Source organism: Paenibacillus sp. HW567 (genome assembly GCF_000374185.1).
In the GTDB taxonomy this organism is placed as follows: domain Bacteria; phylum Bacillota; class Bacilli; order Paenibacillales; family Paenibacillaceae; genus Paenibacillus_AQ.
The window spans coordinates 5,627,238-5,647,515 of record NZ_KB910518.1 but is presented as its reverse complement, the minus strand read 5'-3'; the positions used below and the strand labels follow the sequence as shown (position 1 = coordinate 5,647,515).

General features: G+C 54.0%; 19 protein-coding genes and 1 riboswitch. Of the genes, 11 read left to right on the top strand and 8 right to left on the bottom strand.

What is annotated here, in order from left to right:
• Nucleotides 1–550: 550 nt before the first annotated feature.
• From B212_RS32415 to B212_RS0125135, 4 genes are all read right to left on the bottom strand, one after another.
• On the bottom strand, nt 551–1,549 hold the full coding sequence (locus B212_RS32415) for an ABC transporter ATP-binding protein (RefSeq protein WP_019913981.1): 999 nt from the start codon (nt 1,547–1,549) through the stop codon (nt 551–553).
• A 116-nt stretch (nt 1,550–1,665) separates the two neighbouring features.
• Complete coding sequence (locus B212_RS0125145; RefSeq protein ID WP_019913980.1) at nt 1,666–2,427, bottom strand: ABC transporter permease; 762 nt, start codon at nt 2,425–2,427, stop codon at nt 1,666–1,668.
• The gene (locus B212_RS0125140; protein WP_019913979.1) at nt 2,424–2,717 is read right to left on the bottom strand and encodes a thiamine-binding protein; all 294 of its coding nucleotides are present in this window, start codon (nt 2,715–2,717) and stop codon (nt 2,424–2,426) included. The genes B212_RS0125145 and B212_RS0125140 overlap by 4 nt, the downstream gene beginning before the upstream one ends.
• Nucleotides 2,718–2,765: 48 nt before the next feature.
• The gene (locus tag B212_RS0125135; RefSeq protein ID WP_019913978.1) at nt 2,766–3,833 is read right to left on the bottom strand and encodes an ABC transporter substrate-binding protein; all 1,068 of its coding nucleotides are present in this window, start codon (nt 3,831–3,833) and stop codon (nt 2,766–2,768) included.
• A 122-nt stretch (nt 3,834–3,955) separates the two neighbouring features.
• Nucleotides 3,956–4,068, bottom strand: a riboswitch (TPP riboswitch).
• A gap of 178 nt (nt 4,069–4,246) precedes the next feature.
• On the opposite strand from B212_RS0125135, the gene B212_RS0125130 reads away from it, so the two are divergent.
• From B212_RS0125130 to B212_RS0125095, 8 genes are all read left to right on the top strand, one after another.
• Nucleotides 4,247–4,687 carry a pyridoxamine 5'-phosphate oxidase family protein gene (locus B212_RS0125130; RefSeq protein WP_019913977.1) on the top strand — a complete coding sequence of 147 codons (441 nt, stop codon included), beginning with the start codon at nt 4,247–4,249 and terminating at the stop codon, nt 4,685–4,687.
• 159 nt (nt 4,688–4,846) lie between these two features.
• Nucleotides 4,847–5,521, top strand: a complete 675-nt coding sequence (locus tag B212_RS0125125) for a response regulator transcription factor (RefSeq protein WP_019913976.1) — start codon at nt 4,847–4,849, stop codon at nt 5,519–5,521.
• A 5-nt stretch (nt 5,522–5,526) separates the two neighbouring features.
• A complete protein-coding gene (locus B212_RS32410) occupies nt 5,527–6,954 on the top strand; it encodes a sensor histidine kinase (RefSeq protein ID WP_019913975.1) in 1,428 nt (475 codons plus the stop codon).
• 59 nt (nt 6,955–7,013) lie between these two features.
• The gene (locus B212_RS0125115; RefSeq protein WP_019913974.1) at nt 7,014–7,928 is read left to right on the top strand and encodes an ABC transporter ATP-binding protein; all 915 of its coding nucleotides are present in this window, start codon (nt 7,014–7,016) and stop codon (nt 7,926–7,928) included.
• A complete protein-coding gene (locus B212_RS0125110; RefSeq protein WP_019913973.1) occupies nt 7,925–8,641 on the top strand; it encodes an ABC transporter permease in 717 nt (238 codons plus the stop codon). The genes B212_RS0125115 and B212_RS0125110 overlap by 4 nt, the downstream gene beginning before the upstream one ends.
• A 2-nt stretch (nt 8,642–8,643) precedes the next feature.
• Nucleotides 8,644–9,384 (top strand): ABC transporter permease, encoded by a 741-nt coding sequence (locus tag B212_RS0125105; protein ID WP_019913972.1) that lies wholly within the window; start codon nt 8,644–8,646, stop codon nt 9,382–9,384.
• 141 nt (nt 9,385–9,525) lie between these two features.
• Nucleotides 9,526–9,891, top strand: a complete 366-nt coding sequence (locus tag B212_RS0125100) for an ArsR/SmtB family transcription factor (RefSeq protein ID WP_019913970.1) — start codon at nt 9,526–9,528, stop codon at nt 9,889–9,891.
• A 49-nt stretch (nt 9,892–9,940) separates the two neighbouring features.
• Nucleotides 9,941–10,705, top strand: a complete 765-nt coding sequence (locus B212_RS0125095; RefSeq protein WP_019913968.1) for a hypothetical protein — start codon at nt 9,941–9,943, stop codon at nt 10,703–10,705.
• Between the two features lie 41 nt (nt 10,706–10,746).
• Here the strand turns inward: B212_RS0125095 and B212_RS0125090 are convergent, their stop codons facing one another.
• A complete protein-coding gene (locus B212_RS0125090) occupies nt 10,747–11,691 on the bottom strand; it encodes a cation diffusion facilitator family transporter (RefSeq protein WP_028531037.1) in 945 nt (314 codons plus the stop codon).
• 325 nt (nt 11,692–12,016) lie between these two features.
• On the opposite strand from B212_RS0125090, the gene B212_RS0125085 reads away from it, so the two are divergent.
• Both B212_RS0125085 and B212_RS0125080 read left to right on the top strand, forming a co-directional pair.
• Nucleotides 12,017–14,386: a heavy metal translocating P-type ATPase gene (locus tag B212_RS0125085; protein WP_019913965.1), complete on the top strand. Its 2,370-nt coding sequence runs from the start codon at nt 12,017–12,019 to the stop codon at nt 14,384–14,386.
• Nucleotides 14,387–14,583: 197 nt separating this feature from the next.
• The gene (locus tag B212_RS0125080) at nt 14,584–16,611 is read left to right on the top strand and encodes a methyl-accepting chemotaxis protein (RefSeq protein WP_019913964.1); all 2,028 of its coding nucleotides are present in this window, start codon (nt 14,584–14,586) and stop codon (nt 16,609–16,611) included.
• Between the two features lie 81 nt (nt 16,612–16,692).
• Here the strand turns inward: B212_RS0125080 and B212_RS0125075 are convergent, their stop codons facing one another.
• From B212_RS0125075 to B212_RS0125065, 3 genes are all read right to left on the bottom strand, one after another.
• Nucleotides 16,693–17,655: an L-lactate dehydrogenase gene (locus B212_RS0125075; protein ID WP_019913963.1), complete on the bottom strand. Its 963-nt coding sequence runs from the start codon at nt 17,653–17,655 to the stop codon at nt 16,693–16,695.
• A 334-nt stretch (nt 17,656–17,989) separates the two neighbouring features.
• Nucleotides 17,990–18,496 carry a CcdC family protein gene (locus B212_RS0125070; RefSeq protein WP_019913962.1) on the bottom strand — a complete coding sequence of 169 codons (507 nt, stop codon included), beginning with the start codon at nt 18,494–18,496 and terminating at the stop codon, nt 17,990–17,992.
• A 187-nt stretch (nt 18,497–18,683) separates the two neighbouring features.
• Entirely contained in the window at nt 18,684–18,944 is a 261-nt protein-coding gene (locus B212_RS0125065) for a GlsB/YeaQ/YmgE family stress response membrane protein (RefSeq protein WP_019913961.1), read from the bottom strand.
• A 181-nt stretch (nt 18,945–19,125) separates the two neighbouring features.
• Between B212_RS0125065 and B212_RS0125060 the strand changes: the two genes are divergently transcribed.
• The gene (locus B212_RS0125060; protein WP_019913960.1) at nt 19,126–20,175 is read left to right on the top strand and encodes a lactonase family protein; all 1,050 of its coding nucleotides are present in this window, start codon (nt 19,126–19,128) and stop codon (nt 20,173–20,175) included.
• Nucleotides 20,176–20,278: the final 103 nt, after the last annotated feature.

Below are 20,278 nucleotides of genomic sequence, written 5' to 3'. Positions count from 1 at the left end.
TGTTCGAGCGAGACTCGGCCCTCGCGGGCTCAGCAACGGCAATTCTGCCGTTGTTCGAGCGAGACTCGGCCGTCCCGGGCTCAGCAACGGCAATTCTGCCGTTGTTCGAGCGAGACTCGGCCCTCGCGGGCTCAGCAACGGCAATTCTGCCGTTGTTCGAGCGAGACTCGGCCGTCCCGGGCTCAGCAACGGCAATTCTGCCGTTGTTCGAGCGAGGCTCGGCCCTCGCGGGCTCAGCAATGGCAATTCTGCCGTTGTTCGAGCGAGGCTCGGCCCTCGCGGGCTCAGCAACGGCAATTCTGCCGTTGTTCGAGCGAGGCTCGGCCCTCGCGGGCTCAGCAACGGCAATTCTGCCGTTGTTCGAGCGAGGCTCGGCCCTCGCAGCCCTGCTTCCGCGCAGAATGAAGCTAGAGTTGTTTCCTGCTAAACTCCTTCTCCCTCGCGGAACGCACCAAATAAGCCCGTCACCCTAAATCATTGGGTGGACGGGCCTATTTATCGTAGCTGGCTGCGCTTCAAACAGCGTCAGCCGCAGGCTGACCCCGTAGAATTACTTCGCCGCCTTCGCCTGCTCCTCGCGCATCCACTGCGACAGCTTGCGCTTAAGCTGCAGGAATTCGGGCGAGTCGGTGATTTCCTCGCGGCGCGGACGCGGGAAAGGGACATCGACGGTGTGCAGGACGGAGCCTGGACGTCCGGAGAAGACGCAGATGCGGCTGGAGAGGAGCAGGGCCTCCTCGATGCTGTGGGTGATGAACAGCACGGAACGGCGGTTCTCCTCCCACAGCTCCAGCAGCCAGCGCTGCATTTCGCTGCGCGTCAGCGCATCCAGCGCGCTGAACGGCTCATCCAGCAGCATCAGCTCCTGCGGCGCGAGCAGCGCCCGCAGGAAGGCGACCCGCTGCTGCATGCCGCCTGACAGCATGTGCGGGTAAGCCCGCTCGAACCCGCTTAGGCCGACCTTGGCCAGCCAGTGGCGGGCGCCCTCCCGCGCCTCGGCACGCGGCGCGCCTTTCAGCTCGCCTGCAAGCAGGACGTTGTCCTCAATCGTCCGCCAAGGGAAAAGCGCGGGCTGCTGCGGCATATAGCTGATCTCGCCGCGCTGGCCGGTTACCGGTCTGCCGTTCATGCTAACTGTTCCGGCATCGGGCAGCTCCAGGCCGCCGATAATATGGAACAGTGTGCTTTTGCCGCAGCCGGAAGGTCCGACAATCGAGACAAATTCCTGCGGCGCAACCGTCAAGGATACATGATCCAGCACGCGCGTTTCGCGGCGGCGGTGGGAGAAGCTTTTGGCGACCCCGCTAACCTCGAGTGCAGGCGGCGCACTTTGGTTTTCCCCGGCGGGCCTCCCGGAAGTTCGAGCACCCGCAGCCAGGTCTTCCACTGCGTAACTGCCAGCAGTCTGAGCACCCGCAGCCATCTCTCCCTCAATGCGGGCGCTTAAAGTCTGCTCCCCGGCTCCAGCCGCCTGATCCCAGGAAGTCGGGGCTCCAAGCCCTGTGCCTTTTCCCGCCCCCGTTGGGTCAGAATTCGTGATATGAGGCATCCCCATCAACCTTCTTTCTCTTACGCCCCTTCAGCTCTTAAGCTGATATCACAACATACGGCGTTTTTTCAGTCATTCGGTAACTCAATTTAGCACTCACTCAATAATTAGTTAAATTATAAAGTCTTCCGCGGCTTCCAGCGTACCAGCCATTTCTCCAGCAGCGCGATCATGGCGAACAGCACCAGACTCAGCAGCACAATAATAACGATGGCAACGAACATCCGGTCTGTCCGGTAGGAGGCCTTTTGCAGCAGCATGTAATAGCCGATTCCTTTGTCAGCGCCGATCCATTCGGCGACCACTGCGCCCATTACCGCGTAAGTGGCGGAGATTTTCAGGCCGGAGAACAGGGAAGGCAAGGAACCGGGAAACTCAAGCTTGGTGAAAATCTGCCACTTGCTTGCCCCGGCCATTTTCATATAGTTCATCATAATCCGGTCACTCTGCGCCAGCCCGCCCATTGCGGCGACGGCTACCGGGAAGAAGCAGACGAGGGTAATCAGGACAATTTTGGGCAGCAATCCGAAGCCGAACCAGATAATCAGCAGCGGTCCAAGCGCAATGGAAGGGACGTTCTGGCTAAGAATCAGCAAAGGATACAGCGCCCGCTTCAGCCAAGGCACCAGATGCAGCAGCAGAGCTATAATCAGGCCTACGCCTGTACCCATCGGAAATCCGATCAAGGTCAGCCGGAGTGTAGCGGCCGTATGTGCCCAGATCCCGGAGGCGTTGCCCCTTGATTCGCGGGCGATATCGCCGGGGCTTGGCAGCATCCAGGAAGGAACGTGCAGCACCGAAACCGCTAATTGCCAAACACCCAGAAACAAGATGACCGCCACAAGGGGCGGCCAGATTTGCTTCCAATAGGACCTCACGGCCGGTATTTTTCCGTCAGCTTGTCCATGCTGATTCCGCTGGGATTATGGGCGATCTTGATCTGTGAGATGACGCTGGGGCTGCCGGATTCAATGAGTGCATGGTGCATTTGGCGGACCACTTCAAGCAGCTCTTCCAGCTCACCCTCCATCGTTGTCTCCAGCGGGTTCACCTGGTGTTTCACACCGGATTGCTGAATAACTTCTATGGCTTTGTCCACATAAGGGATGGAGTCCTCGTTGTTCGGAGTTTTGGGGATGACTTGAATGCTGAGCAGTGTATTTGCCATGCGGGTCAGATCCTTTCGATTTTGAAATTAAATTATAAGGTTTTTAGCCTACTTGCTCTCCGGTAAAAAATCATTCGTGAACGCCGAAGCGGCATCCAGCGGCTTATCCAGCAGCTTCAGGCCGTACATCCAGTCGGCATAATTCTGCCAGATTTCAGTCTTCTGTTCGCCCCAGCGGGCGGCATCGTCCTTGTATTTCGGGCTGAGCCATTTCTGGCTGGCGAGAACCAGCTTGGGATCAAGATCAGGCACGGCTTTGGACAAAATAGCGGCAGCCTCCTCCGGCTTGTCAATGGCGTATTGATATCCTTTCGACGTAGCTGCAAGGAATGCCTTCACCACTTCGGGGTGCTCGGCAATTTCCTTCTCGCTTGTGGTAAGTACCGGGGTGTAGTAATCCAACTGCGGCGCGTAATCCTTCAGATACAGCATATCCAGCGGTTCGCCGCGCAGCTCGGCTTCAATGCCGGTCCATGCGTAGAAAATCCAGGCGAAATCAATGTCCCGCTTCACGGCGGTGAAGAAGTCGGCTTCGCCGATATTGACCAGCTTCACTTTTTTGACATCTCCGCCTTCGGGGTCCATAATCGCCTTCATTGCCGCTTCCTCGGCAGGTGAGCCCCAGCCCCCGTAGGTTTTGCCCTCGAAATCCTTCGGCGTCTTGATATTGCGGTCCTTCGGCGCGGCAAAGCCTGAGGTATTATGCTGAATAATTGCAGCGATCGACACAAGCGGCACACCCTGCAGACGGGCCAGCGTGAGCGCCTCCTGGGCACTGATGCCAAAAGCGGCTTCGCCCGACGTTACCATCGTATCGGCTCCCGCCGATCCAGGCTGCACGATTTCTACATCGAGGCCTTCTTCCTTGTAGTATCCCAGCTCTTTAGCCGCATAGAGGCCGGTATGGTTCGTATTCGGCGTCCAGTCGAGCGCAACCTTGATTTTGGTCAGCGCCTTGGGGGTTTCCGTGCCTGCGGCCGTTGCTTCAGGGGAAGCAGTGCTGCCCTCAGACGGTGCAGCGGCATTGCCGCCATTACCGTTATTGCTGCCGCAGCCGGCCATGACGATAACCAGCATGCAACTGATGCAGAGCATGAGTGTTTTTTTGACTGCCATTTCTTCTCTCCTTCCAGCTTAGCCTCAGTCTTCCAATTACTGATGATGTTCATACCAAAAAAGCGCCCCGGAGACCGGGACGCCTATGTAACGTAAGGTGGGTTCGCTTCGGGCCGCGGGCGGCTGTAAGCAGGTGACGATTCCTACGCTGGCATTATCCAGATCAGGTATAAGGGTCAGTATCTTTAAGGGATACAATCTCAGCCGGCCAATTCCAGCACCCCTGGTACTATGAAGTTATGGGCATTGCTGTGTTCTTACGCTGTATTATAGCTGTCCCCTCCGGTGTTGTCCAGTAGCGGAACCTTTAAATGGCACGGGAAGGAATTCAAGTCCATCGGAAAGGGTACACTAACCTGACGCAAATTTTTCAGCAAAAAACAAAATGGTATTAGAAGGGAGCTATTTCAACAATGGACAACAGAGAGCTGGAGCAGGCGATCATCAAAGCGCTGGATGACAACAAATTCGGTTCCTTCGGTACGGTTGAAGCCGGCAACAAACCCAAGGTGCGGTATATGGCCGTATTTCATGACGGACTTCGTATCTATCTGGCAACGAACCGCAAGACACATAAAGTAGAGGAACTGAAGGATAACCCGCATGCTTGTCTGCTGCTTGGATATGAGCAAGGCGGCGGTAAGGATGTGCTGGAGATTGAGGCCACGGCCGACGTTACCAAGGATGAGGGGCTGCGCTCCAAAGTATGGAACAAAGAGCTGGAAAAGTGGTTCAAAGGACCGGATGATCCCGATTATGTGATCCTTGAGCTTACGCCGACACGGATAGAGTATCTGGGGAAAAACAAGGAAAACGGAGTTTGGCAGGGCTCCGCGGCACTCTCCGGGAAATAGGCATTGAAGGCAGCACAGGGCCATCTTGAACCTTAGGGTTTGAGGTGGCCTTTTTGCCGAAATAGAGCGCTGCTGCCCTGCATACGCTTCCGGCAATGGCTGGTGCTGGCTTATGGAAAATCATGCTATACTTTTTTGCAAAGAAAGGATTTGAGGCTGATGAGCGTTACATTGTTATATGTTGAAGATGACCGGGAGATTGGCAGCGCTGTCTCCGCGGATCTGCGTGAGCGGGAATATGCCGTCCGCTGGCTGGAAAGCGGTGAAGGTGCGGCAGAAGCTGCGGCTGGCTGCCAGCTTGCGATTCTCGATGTGATGCTGCCGGGTCTGGATGGCTTCACCGTCGGTCAGCGGCTGAAGCGGACCTATCCGAATCTGCCCATTCTGATGCTCTCGGCCCGGACCTCGATTGATGATAAGCTTCAGGGTCTGGAGTTCGCCGATGATTATTTAACGAAGCCGTTTCACCCCGATGAGCTGGCCGCGCGGATTGAGGTGTTGCTAAGACGGACGGGAGCAGCCGCGTCTGTGCCGCTGACACTGAAGCACCTCATGGTATACGAAGGCGACAACCGGATTATTGAGGCGGACACCGGCAAGGAAATTTTGCTTACCGGCAAGCAGTTTCAAATTTTCTCCTATTTGCTGCGCCATCTCGGCCAGATTTTAACGAAAGAGCAGATCTACGAGGCCGTCTGGGGAGAGAGCTATATAGAGGGTGACAAGACACTCATGGTGCATATCCGTTACCTGCGCGAGAAGCTGGAGCTTGATCCGGCCGCGCCGGAGATCATTGAGACGGTCCGGGGGATCGGCTACAGGGTAAGGGCATGAGGGGGATGGGCCGTTTTCGCAGGCTGCACAGTTCGCTTCTCTCCCGTTACCTGCTGATCATTATGGCAGCGCTGCTGTTTATTCCCGTTGTTCTTCCGTTGACGATAGGAATGTATGGCTTCTTCAATGTATTGACCGGGAAAGAAACGCCGAAGGACTATGCGCTGTATGACAGTATTCAAGAATTGGAGAGCATATGGCATAAGGAAGCGGAGGGGCTTCTGGGCAAACCGCCCGAGCTGATTAATGAGCGATTGCGGGCGTTAAGCAGCACCTACAGCCTGGCTTCGATGTTCTGGGTAGACGGAGCCGGGCGAACCCGGCTGTCGCTGGAGTCTGCCGATCCGAAGCTGTGGCAACAGAATGAGCGGTACTCCGTACCCCCGCAATGGACTGCTGCAGCGGCAATTTCCTTCATGAAAAAGAGTACGGACCTGGAGCCGCTTGCTATTGTAGCTTTTGTGGGAGATCAGCCCGAAGCCGGAGAAGGTTTTATGGTGATGCAGATTCCCGCCGCCGTCAGGGCCAGAAATAATTTTGAAGGGCTTGATTTGTGGTACACGGTAGGCATGATTACATTTTTTATTGGATTCATTATTGTATCGCTGCTGTTCTTTATCCAAATCCGCAAAAGGCTGCTGCGTCTGGAGACGGCTATGGTCTTCACAGGAGATGCCGGCCTGCCTGAGTCCATTCCTCCGGGAAAGCCGGATGAGATTGGCCGTCTGGATGCAGCCTTCAATACGATGGTCACGGAGCTTACTGCAAGCCGTGCGCGTGAGGCGGAAGAGGAGGGGCTGCGCAAACGTCTCGTCTCGGATTTGTCGCATGATCTGCGGACACCCCTTACCGTCATCCGCAGCCATCTTCATGTGCTGGGCAAGGAATCACTGACGTCCCGGGGCCAGGAATCGCTGAAGCTGATGGATGATCGGATTGAGGGCCTTGGCGGGCTAATCGAGAATTTGCTGTCCTATAACCTGTTAAGCAGCGGACGGATGAAGCTGAATCTGGAGCGCAAGGATGTGCTGAGACTGCTGCGGGAGATTGCTGCGGCTTGGTACCCGCTGTGGGAGAAGGAGGGGTTTCAGATTGAAATTGATCTGGAAGCTGAACCGCTGTATTGGACAGTGGATGAGAGCTGGTTCCGCCGCATTCTGGATAATCTGCTGCAAAATATTGTCCGCCATGCACGGAGCGGCCTCTATGTGCGCGTGGCAGCGGAGGTCCGGGACGGCGAGCGGGTAATTGTCATCAGCGACCACGGCAGCGGCATTGGCAGTGCCACCGACTCTAAGGGAGCGGGCTTGGGTTTGTCCATCGTTGATCTGCTGCTCAAGCGGATGAAGCTGGATTGGAGGGTGGACAGCACCAGACAAGGCACCAGCATCGTCATTGTGAACCTGGAGCAAGAAAATTTAAACAAAACTTAAACTTGCTGCCGCCGTGCTTTTAACCTCGGGACGTTATGCTGGTTACCGAGGTGAAGAGAATGAAGGAAACAGTGATCGAAACAAGGGATTTATTGAAGGAATACCGCGGCCGGGCTGCGGTGGAGCATTTGAACCTGAATATAAGCAAAGGGGAAATCTACGGTTTTCTCGGGCCGAACGGAGCGGGCAAAACTACGACCATCCGCATGCTGCTGGGACTGATTAAGCCAACCTCGGGAGGCATTGAAATTTTTGGGCAGGAGCTTCGGCGGAATAAGCTTCAAATTCTGCGCAAGGTGGGGTCGCTGGTGGAATCCCCATCCTATTACGGCCATCTGAGCGCCCTGGACAATCTGGAAGCCATCCGCCGCATTCTTGACGTACCGAAGTCGCGTATCGCTGAAGTGTTGAACATCGTTTCTCTAACAGGGGAAGAAAAGCGGCCCGTAAAGGGCTTCTCGCTCGGCATGAAGCAGCGGCTTGGCATTGCCGCTGCGCTGCTGGGCGGCCCGGAGCTGCTGATTCTCGACGAGCCAACCAACGGTCTTGACCCCTCGGGTATCCAGGAGATCCGCTCGCTGATCAAGCGGCTCCCTGAGGAAGAAGGGATAACCGTCCTTGTATCCAGCCATCTGCTGAGCGAAATTGAGCAAATGGCGGGCACCGTCGGCATTATCCGTTCGGGACGGATGGTCTATCAGGATACGATTGCCCACCTGCAGCAGCAGGCGGCGGGTGATCTCCGCCTTGCCGTATCCGAGCCGGAAGAAGCGCTGGCTCTGGCTATCCGGCGGGGCTGCGGAGGAACGCTCCAGGAAGGGCGCTTGACGCTGCCCCGGATGAGCGATACCCGGGTGGCGCTGTTAGTCAAGGAGCTGGTCGAGAACGGCCATGCGATCTACCGGGTGGAGGAACACAGACAATCCCTCGAAGAGTTCTTCCTGCAGGTGGTTGAAGGAGGGCAGTCCTTATGATGTGGCGGTCATTCTCAGCGGATTGGCTGAAAATCCGCGGCAAAGGGCTTTGGTTCCTGGTCTTCCTCGGCCCGGTTGGACTAATTGCGATGCAGGGGCTGAATTTCGGAATCCGCTTGGATTATCTGACGAAGCAATATCAGTCTGATCTATGGGGCGGACTGCTTGATAACATAGCCAGTTTTGTGCCGATCGCGCTCTATCTGGGCGGCACGCTGATCTGCTCGCTGATGGCGAATGTGGAGCATCAGACAAGCTCATGGAAGCAATTGCTGGCGCTGCCCATTTCCCGCACAGCCGTGTTTATGTCCAAGCTGCTGCTGTGTCTGCTGCTTGTCGCGGTCTCCTGCCTGCTGTTGTCAATTGGCACTGTAGGTTTGGGATATCTGCTTGGCTTCGGAGATCAGCCGGTTCCCTATGCGAAGGTGATGCAAATCGGGTTTGCCTCCTATGCTGCGGCACTGCCTGTGATCTCCTTGCAGCTATGGCTTTCCCTGTCCAGCCGCAACCAGACCCTGCCCGTTTCGTGTGGGATTGCTCTGTCGCTAGGCAGTACTTTCTCGTCATTTCTGTCCGGATGGTTTCCCTTGACCTGGCCTAATTTGGCCTGGAGTGCTCCCCGGCCCTGGCTGTTTAGCGCGGCCGGGCTGCTGCTGGGACTGCTGCTGTTGCTGCCGGGTGCCCTGCATTTCGCGCGAAAGGATGTGAATTGACCATGAGAATCTTCTGGAGGGTTCTGTCCGCAGAGAGACTGAAGATATCCAAATCCTTCGTGTGGCTGCTGGTCATTGGCAGTCCGGTGATCGCCCTGCTCATTGGTGGACTCAGCAATATGGAGGAGTATGGGGAGCCTATCACCTGGCAGGTGCTGCTTAGTGTTATGTCCGCGGTTCATGCTATTTTTTTTCTTCCGGTCCTTTCGGGCATATTTGCGGCACTGATCTGCCGGGCCGAGCATGCCGACGGCGGCTGGAAAATGCTGCTCTCGCTGCCCGTGACGCGCTCTTCTGTATATTTTGCAAAATATACTATGGTTATGGGGCTGCTAGCGGCTGTCCAGATACTGTTTCTTGCGGCACTGCTCGGCATGGGGGTGGTGCGCGGGGTGGCCGGGCCTCTACCTTGGCCGCTGATCTTGTCCAGCGTATTCGGCGGCTGGTTCGCCTGCCTGCCGCTGGCTGCATTGCAGCTCGCAGTATCGCTGAGCTGGAGCAGCTTTGGCGCTCCGCTGGCGCTGAATGTGAGCCTGACCATACCCAATATGCTGATCGTCAATTCGTCCACTTACGGACCGTATTATCCCTGGGTTCAGCCGGTGCTGGCAATGTCGCCTTTTGGAGAGGAACGCTTTGGAGCCTTTAATTTGCCTATGGAAAGTCTGCTGCTCGTCGTATCCGGCAGTCTGATTATCTTTATGGCGGCAGGTCTGGTCTCCTTTTGGCGCAAGGCAGTTTAATCCTGCCTTTTGCCGCTTCCAACTCTTTCCAGCTTGGGTCTGCCTTCATGGACATCGGGTGAAGTTTTGCTATAATTAATCGTAGAAGATACTATTAACTATCGGTAAAACTGTGATGACTATATGGAGGAGGGCGAGAGCATGGAGCCAGCAGCACTTGAAGAATGCGACAACACATGCAACGGTTCGGAGCTGGAACCGGAATCTATGGCGTTGATCCTGCCGGACCGCGGGACAACGGATAAAATGGCGGAGATGTTCAAGGCACTGGGCGACCCGACAAGGGTGCGGCTGATTTATGCCTTGTCGCAAAGAGAGCTGTGCGTACACGATCTGTCGACTATTCTCGACATGGGACAGTCGGCGGTATCCCACCAGCTCCGTTATCTGCGCAATTTGCGGATCGTCAAGCGCCGCAAGGAAGGTAAGACGGTGTATTATTCGCTGAACGATGCCCATGTGGAGCAGATTTTTCTGCAGACGCATGAGCATATCCGGCACGAATAGATGATCTGGAAGCACGTGAGCGGCTGAGAGCGTGTGAATAACGGCAGCAATGCCGTTAAATCAGGTGCAAGCACCCGAGAACGCTGAAACAACGGCAGAAACGCCGTTGTTGGGCGTGCCGAGGCTTGAAGTAGCGAGAATAACGGCAGCAATGCCGTTGTTGGGCGTGCCGAGGCTTGAAGTAGCGGGAATAACGGCAGAAACGCCGTTGTTAGGCGCGCTGATGCCGGAAGTGGCGGAATTAACGGCAGAAATGCCGTTGTTGAGTGTGCCGAGGCTTGAAGTAGCGGGAATAACGGCAGCAATGCCGTTGTTGGGCGTGCCGAGGCTTGAAGTAGCGGGAATAACGGCAGCAATGCCGTTGTTAGGCGCGCTGATGCCGGAAGCGGCGGAATTAACGGCAGAAACGCCGTTGTTAGGCGCGCTGATGCCGGAAGTGGCAGAATTAACGGCAGAAATGCCGTTGTTGAGTGTGCCGAGGCTTGAAGTAGCGGGAATAACGGCAGAAACGCCGTTGTTAGGCGCGCTGATGCCGGAAGTGGCAGAATTAACGGCAGAAATGCCGTTGTTGGGCGTGCCGAGGCTTGAAGTAGCGGGAATAACGGCAGAAACGCCGTTGTTAGGCGCGCTGATGCCGGAAGTGGCAGAATTAACGGCAGAAATGCCGTTGTTGGGCGTGCCGAGGCTTGAAGTAGCGGGAATAACGGCAGAAACGCCGTTGTTAGGCGCGCTGATGCCGGAAGTGCCGGAATTAACGGCAGAAATGCCGTTATATGCAAGAGGCTGTTCCCTTTGCAGTTTGAAATCTGCTTAGGGAACAGCCTCTTTTTTACATATCGCGCATCCCGCTCCCAGCTACACCCGCAGCTCTCCGTGCCGCAAAGCGGAATTCTCGATCTGGAGCGTGGCATGCTGGATGTTGAACTTCTCCTCCACGAGAGTGACGGCCTGCTGGAGAATGCTGTGGGGGTCCGCATGATCCTCAATCCGCACATGACCGCTGAGCGCGTCCAGTCCCGAAGTAATGGTCCATGCATGCAGGTCGTGAACATCAATCACACCCTTAATCTCCAGTAGCGCCTCCTTAACCTCATTGGTATCCATAGAGGAAGGCGTTCCCTCCATCAGAATATGAAAGGCTTGCTTCAAGACGCCCCAAGCGCCTCTAAGGATGAGCAGAGCTACAAGCACACTGATGATCGGATCGGCGATATACCAGGAGAACAGGTTCATAACCAGCCCGGCCAGCAGCGCTCCGACTGAGCCCAGGGCATCGCCTATAATGTGCAGGTAGGCGCTGCGGATGTTGAGATTGTCTTTGGTATCGCTTTTTCGCATTAAGGACCATGCACTGATCAGATTAGCCAGCAATCCGATGGAAGCTATGATCATCATTGTACCGCTGGCCACCACCGGCGGGGCGAAGAAACGCTGATACGCTTCCCAAATAATAAATCCGGCAATAACAAACAGGGTCACACCGTTAAACAATGCAGCCATAACCTCGAACCGGTGGAAGCCGTAAGAATTCTTCGAGGACGGAGGTCTGACAGCAACAATCATGGCGACGAGACTTAGCGCCAGCGAAGCTGTATCGCTCAGCATATGTCCGGAGTCGGAGAGCAAGGCCAGGCTGTCTGTGATAAGTCCTCCGAAGAACTCAAGGAACATAATGCCCCCGGTAATGATTAAGGCGATCAGCAGGCCCTTTTTGTTATTTGGCGCGTGAGAATGAGAGTGTGAATGAGAATGGGAGTGGCCGGAGTGGCTGTGCCCATGGTCATGATTATGATTATGTATATCTCCGTGCTCGTGATCATGATCTTTATGATCGTGCGCATGACCTTGATGATCCTGCGGGTTGAGGCTGCTTGGCCCTGGATGCTTTTGATTATTCATTTGAATGGCCCCTTCCAAGTAAACATATGAATGACTGCTCATATATCAATATTATCCGGGATGCTGACAAAATACAAGTACTCATTCTTATCTTTATAATTGAGAAAAAGGGGAAAAACTATGCAATCTGTGCATTGACACTCCGAGATTGAGGGACATATAATGTGTGTAAGTAAACATATGAACAAATACTCATATATAGAATTATCCAAGGGAGATGAGTCATTTGAATGCGGTTCAAGGGAATGTCAAACGCCAGTGGGTGCTGGAAGGGCTGGATTGTGCCAATTGCGCCATGAAAATTGAAAACAAGGTCAAGAAGATTGAGGGAGTATCGTCTTGTTCTGTGAACTTTGCCATGAAGATGATGACGCTGGAGACGGCGGCAGCGGATGCCGAAGCCGTATCGGAAGAAGCGCAGCGGACCGTTACGAAGTTGGAGCCGCATGTGAAGCTCAAGGAGGTCAAAGCCAAGGCTAGAGCTGTGCGGAGAAGTGTGCAGACTGGGTTAGGAGATCACCTTCATGTGGAGCATGAGCATGCAGCCGGTGACGGCCATGATACCCATGCCCATACACACAGCCACGATGAGCACGGACACGCCCATGCCCATAATGAACATAACCATGATGCGCACAGCCACGCCCACGCACATAGCCACGAAGCCCATGCCCACAGTCATGACGCAGCCGAAAGTCACAGTCACGGGGACGCACATGGCCATAGCCATGAGCATGGCGAAGGCGAGACGCGCCGGATTCTGCTGCGCCTGGGCGGCGGGGCGATCCTTGCTGCGGCCGGAATGTTCCTGCCGGTCAGCGGGATCGCGGAGCTGCTGATCTTCCTGGCCGCCTACCTGGTGGTCGGCGGCGAAGTGGTCTGGTCGGCGGCACGGAATATTGTCCGGGGGCAGGTTTTTGATGAGAACTTCCTGATGGCGCTGGCGACAATAGGCGCGTTTGCCATTGGGGAGTACCCGGAAGGCGTTGCCGTTATGCTGTTTTATCAGATCGGGGAGCTGTTCCAGGGGATGGCTGTCAACCGTTCGCGCCGCTCCATCACGGCGCTGATGGACATTCGCCCTGAATTTGCCTATCTGAAGGAAGGCGGGAACCTGAGACAGGTCTCGCCGGAAGAGGTGGAGATTGGCGATCACATTGTGGTTAGACCAGGCGAGAAGGTTCCGCTGGACGGAACGATTCTGGAGGGCAGCGCGATGATGGATACCTCGGCGCTTACCGGAGAATCGGTGCCGCGTTCCTCCGAGCCGGGCAGCAAGGTGCTGAGCGGTTTTATTAACCGGAATGGTGTAGTTACGATTGAGGTCACCCAGACCTTCGGGGAATCGGCGGTATCCAAAATTCTGGAGCTGGTACAGAACGCCTCCAACAATAAAGCGAAAACAGAGAACTTCATTACCAAGTTTGCCAGGGGCTATACACCTGTAGTGGTTATTACCGCGCTGCTGCTGGCCGTTATCCCGCCGCTTGTGCTCAGCGGTGCAACGTTCTCGGACTGGATCTACCGTGCACTGGTATTTCTCGTAATCTCCTGCCCTTGTGCGCTTGTCGTTTCGATTCCGCTCGGCTTCTTCGGCGGTATCGGCGCAGCCTCCAAGAACGGGATTCTCGTCAAAGGCAGCAACTTCCTTGAAGCGCTCAACGATGTAAAGGTTGTTGTGTTCGATAAGACAGGTACCTTGACCAAAGGCCAGTTCAAAGTAACGGGCATCTATCCTTCCCAAGGAATCGGGGAGAGCGAGCTGCTGCGGACGGCTGCCTATGCGGAGAGTCATTCCAGCCATCCGATTGCCGAATCTATCCGGGCGGCCTACGGTGAGGAGATTTCCGCCGAAGCTGTCTCGGACTATAACGAAATTTCCGGCCACGGCATCGCGGTTACTGTAGAAGGTAAATCTGTACTGGCCGGGAATGCTCGGCTGATGGAACGTGAAGGCATTGCCAGCCGGACGCCGGAGCAGAGCGGAACAGTGGTCCATGTTGCCATAGATAAGCGGTATGCGGGCTATCTGGTCATCGCTGATGAAGTGAAAGAGGATTCCCTTCAGGCGGTTCAAGCCCTTGGACGGCTTGGCGTTCATAGAACGGTGATGCTGACCGGTGATGCAGGAGCAGTTGCGGAAGCGGTTGGTAAGGAGCTGGGCATTACGGAGGTTCATGCGGAGCTCCTGCCCCAGCACAAGGTGGAGGCTATTGAGAAGCTGGCGCGGGAGAAATCACAGAAGGAGAAAATCATTTTTGTCGGCGACGGCATTAATGATACGCCGGTGCTGGCGAGAGCGGATGTCGGTATTGCTATGGGTGGACTGGGTTCGGATGCGGCAATTGAAGCGGCGGATATTGTAATTATGACCGACGAGCCTTCAAAAATTGCTACAGCCATCGGGATTGCCAAGCGCACGCGGGTAATCGTCTGGCAGAATATTATTTTTGCCCTGGCAGTGAAGGCTATCTTCTTGGGGCTGGGCGCATTCGGAATCGCCACAATGTGGGAAGCTGTTTTCTCCGATGTGGGGGTAACCGTGCTTGCGGTACTGAATAGTGTCCGGGCTTTGCAGGTGCCAAAATTAGACTAAAGTAGGGAATCTGTAAACAGTTTATCCGCAAATTATACGAAAAAGTAAGTCTCAACCTCCTAAAAAGTGGGTCTTGAGGCTTATTTTTTATGACTATTGTATGAAATATATATGTCAATTGTCTGTTCTTGCCGATATAACACTATAGATTTACAGCATATGGAAGCTCATATTTAGCTTTGCTGGGAGGAAATAAGGTGGATAACACAGAATTGCCTGAAGTTGTGAAAATGAAAGCAAAAGGAAGAAAATCAGCATCCGTACAAACCAAATGGTCGCTTGTGATTCTTGCCATTTCCATTGTGCCCTTGCTGGGAGTGACGATCTTTTTTATGCAGTATTTCGGCGGTGTGACAAGGTCGGACAGTGAGGAACTGGCGCAAAAAATCCTCGATATGAACACCACAAGGATTGATGAGTGGCTGAAGACCAGAACCTCGGCGGTGCAGGAGCTTATCACACAGCACCCGGAATTTGACACTACCCAGCCGAAGAGTATTTTTCCGGTCGTTGCGGTACTGGAGGAGAGCGACAAGCAATCAGAAGGCTACAGCGTAATCAATAAAGATGGCCTGCTGACCAATGCGATGGATCTGACGGCTGACATGGGGAAATCTGCTTATTTTCTGAAAGCTAAAGAAACCCTGAAGCCGGCTGTTTCCGACATGTCTTATCTGGAGCCGCTGAAAAAGTACATCATCCCGATTCTTGTTCCTGTCGTGGACAAGCAGAAGCAATTCTCCGGGGGAATCGCCTTTTCGGTTACGCCCGACATTCTGATGGAAATGGCGAAGAACATCCATGTCGCTGACTCAGGATACGGCTATGTAGTCTCGGGTAAAGGCGATTATTATGCCTATTCGGATAAGAGCCGGATCGGTAAAAATATGGCCGACTACGCTAAGAAGCCGGAATTGAAGGCGGCAGTCAAAGCCATACTGGGCCGGGAAAGCGGCTCTGAGATCTACAAGGGCGAAGATGGAAAGGAAGTCATTACATACTTCAAGACAATCCCGGATACGGATTGGAAGCTGCTGATTACGGTTCCGAAAAGCGAAATTTTCGCCAAGGTGAATTCCGCTCAGAACTTCGCAACTTTTTTAATCATCGGTATCATTCTGCTTGTTATCATTATTTCCCTGTACCTTACCCGTTTGGCGGTTAAGCCGCTTGTGGCGGTCTCCAGTGTAATGAAAAGAGTGGCTGCAGGCCATCTGAGTGAGAGAGTGGCCGTCCGCTCGGGCGACGAAATCGGTCAAATGAGCGAGAGCATCAATGATATGATTACCTCCTTATCCGGCATTGTCGGCACAATCGACGAGACCGTGCTGCAGGTAGCCAGCTCCGCTGAAGGCCTGCTGGAATACGCCAATGAATCCTCCGCTACCTCTGCGGAAATTGCAATCGTGATCGAAGAGGTGGCGCAAGGCATGGGGGAACAATTCAAAAGCTCAGAGCAGTCGGCGCGGGCAACGGAAGAGATGGCCGTAGGACTGCAGAGAATTGCGGAATCCTCAGTGAATGTGTCCGACCAGGCAGAGTCGGTCAGCGCGGAGGTCGACAATGGCTATCTCGAAATTCAATCCACGCTTGAGCAGATGACGGTCATCAGCACGACTGCGGGCCAGACTGCGGAGCTGATCGGCACACTGACGCATCAATCGGTACAGATCGGTCAAATTGTCGACGTAATTTCGGAGATTTCCAACCAGACCGGGCTGCTGTCGCTTAATGCTTCCATAGAGGCTGCCAGAGCAGGCGAGCATGGCCGGGGCTTCGGAGTCGTGGCGAATGAAGTGAAGAAGCTGGCGGAGCGGACCAATACGTCTATCGTTCATATTGTGGAGCTGATCAAAGAAATACAAGCCTCCACAACCAATGCGGCGGTATCTATGGAAAAGAGTATTGCTGAAATCGGCGACGGAATGGACAAAATGAAGAAGGTCGGAGTTTCTTTTGACCATATCCGTACTTCGATACGTGAGGTTTCCATGCAAATTCAGGACGTCTCCGCGATCAACGAAGAGATGTCTGCTGGAACGGAAGAGATTACAGCCTCAGTAACGGATATGCTGACGATTGCCAAGGATTCGGCCGACAATGCCAATATGGTATCGGAAGCTTCCGGTGATCAGATGGAGCTGATGAAGAAGGTCGTAACCTCGGCACAATCACTGAATGATATGATGTCCACCCTGAAGGGCGAGATCGAGAAATTCCGCTAATTCACTAATTGGCATAAAAAAACACCCCTCTATTTCACGCGTATCAGCGCGAAGAATAGAGGGGTGTTTCTACTTGGAGTTTTATACCTTCTCCCCGAGGCGAAGGCTGTCTATGCCGCGGCGGATGATGCTGCAGGAGGCATCCAGCTTGGCGGCTTCCTCGGCGTTCAGGTTCAGCTCCAGCAGCTCCTGAATGCCGCCGCTGCCGATGATGGCAGGCGCTCCGATACATACGCCCCTTTGCCCGTACTCGCCGTCCAGAATGGAGGAGACTGCAATAATCTTGTGCTCATCATTCAGAATGGAGCGGGTAATGAAGGCCAGCGCGCTTCCGATGCCGAAATGCGTCGAGCCTTTGCGGGTAAAAATTTCCCATCCCGCATCCTTGGTCTTGCGGGCGATATCCTCCAGATCGAGCGTGCTGAACCGCTCGCGGTGCTGCTCCATAATCTGCAGAATCGGCTTGCCGCCGATGGTGACATGGGACCAGGCGACAAATTGCGATTCGCCATGTTCACCCAGAGCGTAGCCGTTGACGCTGCGGGGATCTATAGTGAATACCTCCGACAGCAGCGTTTTCAGGCGCGCGGAGTCGATGGAGGTTCCGGTGCCGATGACTCGGTGGCGCGGCAGGCCGGATATTTTCCATACCATATAGGTGACAATATCAACAGGATTGGCGGCAACCACAAAGATGCCATCAAATCCGCCGGCCATAATCTCTGTAATGATCTCTTTAGTTATAACTGCAGCGGCATCCAGAACGTCCAGCCTGCTCTGTCCCGGCTTGGGATTGGCGCCCGCTGTCAGAATGACAACATCCATTCCTGCGCAATCGCTCGCGGTGCCGGCATATACTTTGGTGCGTGTTCCGGCGAAGTCCATGCAGTGGGAGAGATCAAGCGCTTGTGCCATTGCACGGTCATAGGTGCGGTCAATCATCATGATTTCGTCGCATATGGCCTGATTGACCATAGAATAGGCACAACTGGAGCCGACCATGCCTGAGCCGACGATCGCCACTTTTCTTGATTTACTTTTCAATTACCTTGTCCTCACTCTCTAAAAGTAATACCAGCCTTTACTCCCGTGAGAAGTCTCAAGGGTAGCCAAAGGTTAAGTATGCTTATATTCTAACTGATCTCATCGTAAGTTACCTGACATGAGAAGCAAAAAAAGGCTGTTATCCTGTTCGAATTCTGTCACAAATGACATGAGCAGTTAGAAATGGCTGATCTGGTTCTCTACTATTGTATGCAGACCGGGCAAAAAGGAGTAGCTGCGGGACAGGCAAGGCATTATAAAAAGAGCATTCAGGCACCTGCGAAGGTCTCAAATGCTCTTTGTGTATAGCTCACATGAATGGTCCTGTCCGTGGTTACCCCCGGGGCTGGGACAAGGTTACCTGCGGCGGAGCCATAAGGGTGTAGCGCTTATACATGAATAACCTCCAGTGCACAATCATGCCGAAGGCCAGGATGAAGAATAAGCCGCCTGACTGCGGAATGGTGACATACTGATTGATAAATTCATGCAGCACGGTACGGATCAGCAGCAGCCCTAGCAGGATGAAGGCAAAGCTTTTGGAGCGCTGGGCATAAATTAGCCCGTTCCGTTCTTCAAATTTGGTGCTGCGCATCAGCGGATACGCAAAAATAAACCAGCCGACCAGGAAAGCCGCAGCCGCCCACCACCAGGGAAATCTGACTTCAGGTACAACGAACATGGCAAAACCTGTAGACATGCCGAGCGGGGGAATCCATATTTTGCGGATCGTCACGGGGCGTGCGCTTGCCTTCAGACGGATAAAAATAACCATCAGCGCCATGAAAATAGCCCCTACAGTGGAACCGATATGCAGAAATGAAGGGTTGAAATTAGCCATGACTCACTTTCCTTTCTGTGATTTGCGTCACTTATTTTTCCATTATAGCAGAAAAATAAAGGCAAAACATTGAACGGTTTCCGCCATAATTCATCGAGCCGGCTTCCTGTAACGCTGACAAACGCACATCAACCCGCCATGGAGGAGCTTGGCGGGTTGATGAGAATATCTATTATAGGCTAACCGCTTAAGAGCGGCTGCGTCCACCGGCTGAACGAAGAATCAGGCTGATGATAAAGATTAGAACAATAGCCCCGATTAGCGAAGGGAAGACGTAGAAATCGCTGACCTTGGGTCCCCAGTTTCCCAGCAGCATGCCGCCGAGCCATGAACCGAGAATACCGGCGATAATGTTGCCGATTACGCCGCCTGGAATATCCCTGCCCATAATCAGGCCTGCCAGCCAGCCAATTACGCCGCCTACAATCAACATCCATAATAAACTCATCGTGAATCAGCTCCTTTGTGTTTACTATCTCCGATGGTTACTATTAACCTTATGATTGATGTTTCAACCAGAATACAATAATATCGGTCACCTGATATTCACAATTTCAGTGTGTTATAGTGAAAAATATACGGGTGCTGCAGGACAACCCGTTAATATACAATTCAAAGGAGCCGCTGCCATGCATCAGCCTAATGAAGTACTGTTCTATGTGGGGACCTACAATACCGCAGACCGAAATTCGATTCTGCTTGCCGCTTTGAACAAGGATACAGGGGAAATGAGAATAATGAACAGCACGAAGGGCATTGAGAATCCGTCATATCTGGCTGTGAACAGCCCGGGAACTGTGCTGTATGCTGTGAGTGAGAAGGATGAAGGCGAGATCCATGCTTTTGCCATTGAGCCAGGCAGCAAAGCTCTGCGTCCGCTGGGCGGCAGACAGACGCATGGGGGCGCCCCTTGCTACGTCTCGGTCTCTCCGCAGGGGGATTACGTATTCGTCGCCAATTATATGGGGGGCAATGTCAATATGTTCCCGGTAAATGCCGACGGTTCACTTCAGGAGAGGTCCTCCCAGGTGCAGCATGAAGGCTCGGGAATCCGCGAGGACCGGCAGGAAGCGCCGCATCCCCATTCCGTCATTCCGGACAGCAGCGGAGAGCGGGTGCTGGTCTGCGATCTTGGCCTGGATCAGATTGTGTTCTACCATGCTCAGGACGGCAAGCTGATCCCTCACCGCGAAGTGCCGCTGCCGCCAGGATCAGGGCCGCGTCATTTGGCCTGCCATCCGTCAGGGCAATGGCTCTATCTGATAAATGAGCTGAACAGCACGATCACTGTGTTCGTGAATGATGAGCAGGCTGGAAATCTGCAAATCCTGCAGAATCTAAGTTCCCTGCCTGACCATTATGCGGCAGGAAGCGATGATACCGCCGCCGATATCCATGTCTCTCCATGCGGACGGTTTCTGTATGCCTCCAACCGCGGGCATGACAGCATTGCGCTGTTCCATATTGAGGCATCCACCGGCCTGCTGAAGCCGGTCGATTGGGTAATGTCCGGCGGCCGCACGCCGCGAAATTTCGCCATAATCGGCGGGATGCTGCTCGCAGCCAATCAGAACAGCGATAACATTGTTTCCTTTAGAATTGATAGCGAGAGCGGCAGGCTGATTCCTACAGGGAATGAGCTGGCGGTTCCGTCACCGGTCTGCCTGAAGGTTGTGTAAAAATATAAGAAATAAGAAGTGCCTCCCATTCGCCCAATTCGCAGCGGGGTGGGAGGCACTTTTATAATAATGCTGTATAATTAGCTCGGTTAGCAATTTAGAC

Bases quoted from the DNA above. Each gene is read 5' to 3' on its own strand.
- B212_RS32415 (WP_019913981.1), bottom strand. From the start codon at position 1,549: ATGCCTCATATCACGAATTCTGACCCAACGGGGGCGGGAAAAGGCACA.
- B212_RS0125140 (WP_019913979.1), bottom strand. From the start codon at position 2,717: ATGGCAAATACACTGCTCAGCATTCAAGTCATCCCCAAAACTCCGAAC.
- B212_RS0125135 (WP_019913978.1), bottom strand. From the start codon at position 3,833: ATGGCAGTCAAAAAAACACTCATGCTCTGCATCAGTTGCATGCTGGTT.
- B212_RS0125130 (WP_019913977.1), top strand. From the start codon at position 4,247: ATGGACAACAGAGAGCTGGAGCAGGCGATCATCAAAGCGCTGGATGAC.
- B212_RS0125125 (WP_019913976.1), top strand. From the start codon at position 4,847: ATGAGCGTTACATTGTTATATGTTGAAGATGACCGGGAGATTGGCAGC.
- B212_RS32410 (WP_019913975.1), top strand. From the start codon at position 5,527: ATGGGCCGTTTTCGCAGGCTGCACAGTTCGCTTCTCTCCCGTTACCTG.
- B212_RS0125115 (WP_019913974.1), top strand. From the start codon at position 7,014: ATGAAGGAAACAGTGATCGAAACAAGGGATTTATTGAAGGAATACCGC.
- B212_RS0125110 (WP_019913973.1), top strand. From the start codon at position 7,925: ATGATGTGGCGGTCATTCTCAGCGGATTGGCTGAAAATCCGCGGCAAA.
- B212_RS0125105 (WP_019913972.1), top strand. From the start codon at position 8,644: ATGAGAATCTTCTGGAGGGTTCTGTCCGCAGAGAGACTGAAGATATCC.
- B212_RS0125100 (WP_019913970.1), top strand. From the start codon at position 9,526: ATGGAGCCAGCAGCACTTGAAGAATGCGACAACACATGCAACGGTTCG.
- B212_RS0125095 (WP_019913968.1), top strand. From the start codon at position 9,941: ATGCCGTTAAATCAGGTGCAAGCACCCGAGAACGCTGAAACAACGGCA.
- B212_RS0125070 (WP_019913962.1), bottom strand. From the start codon at position 18,496: ATGGCTAATTTCAACCCTTCATTTCTGCATATCGGTTCCACTGTAGGG.
- B212_RS0125065 (WP_019913961.1), bottom strand. From the start codon at position 18,944: ATGAGTTTATTATGGATGTTGATTGTAGGCGGCGTAATTGGCTGGCTG.
- B212_RS0125060 (WP_019913960.1), top strand. From the start codon at position 19,126: ATGCATCAGCCTAATGAAGTACTGTTCTATGTGGGGACCTACAATACC.